Source organism: Roseateles sp. P5_E1, from assembly GCF_054049335.1.
In genome coordinates this window covers 1-991 of the sequence record NZ_JBFUMN010000140.1, presented here as the reverse complement: position 1 = coordinate 991, position 991 = coordinate 1, and the positions used below count along the sequence as shown (strand labels likewise).

Sequence of the window (991 nt, the reverse complement as noted above, 5' to 3'; positions counted from 1 at the left end):
GTATCGTCCACCAGCAGGATGCGTTCGGCACTGCCACGCGGGACCTGGCTGGGAACAGGTTTCTGTTCGTCGATGCCGACCAGCTCGCCTTCCGGCAGCAGCAGTTCTATCTCGGTACCTTCGCCGCGCTCGCTGGCGATGCGCGCACTGCCGCCGGACTGGCGGGCGAACCCGTAGGTCATCGACAAGCCCAGCCCGGTGCCCTCGCCCTGCGGCTTGGTGGTGAAGAAGGGCTCGAACACATTGGTCAGCAGTTCCATCGGAATGCCGATGCCGTTGTCCAGGACTTTGACGCTGATGTAATGACCCGGCGCGAGCTCATGATCGCGCTCGATCTCGGTACGGTCGGCGCGGATGCGGATCAGCCCCTGCCCGCCCAGCGCATCGCGCGCGTTGATCACCAGGTTGAGGATCACGTTCTCGAACTGGTTCGGATCGGCCACGGCCACCATCGGCTGCGGCCCCAGTTCCAGGTCCAGCTCGATGTTCTCGCCGATCGAGCGCAGCAGCATGTCTTCCAGCGAACGGATCCGCGCGACCACGTCGAAGGTCTGCGGGTCCAGCGGCTGCTTGCGGGCAAAGGCCAGCATCCGCTGGGTCAGCGCCGCCGCGCGGTGGGCCGAGCCGGTGGCGATCTCGACAKACCGCGAGGCCTTGTCCCATTTGCCGCTGGAGACGGCCATCTCGATCATGTCCAGGCCGGAGATGATCGTGGTCAGCAGGTTGTTGAARTCGTGCGCGATGCCGCCGGTAAGCTGGCCGAGCGAGTCCATCTTCTGCGCCTGCAGCAGCTCGACCTCGGTGCGCTGGCGCTCGGCGATCTGGAAGGCCAGCTCCGACGTCGCGGTTTCCAGCTCCTGGCGCTGCTCGGACTCGCGCGCGTGGTGTTCGGTGGTGTCTTCGATCAGCACCAGGCCCTGGCCCGGTGCATGGTAAGGCGTCACGCGCCATTCGGTGATGCGGGTGTCGGCGCCTGCGCGCAGGGTAAACG

General features: G+C 66.1%; 1 protein-coding gene. It reads right to left on the bottom strand.

Features of this window, described 5'->3' with window-relative positions; translation table 11 throughout:
- A partial coding sequence (locus tag ACXJKJ_RS30175) for an ATP-binding protein (RefSeq protein WP_457395031.1) occupies nt 1–991 on the bottom strand: 991 nt, incomplete at both ends.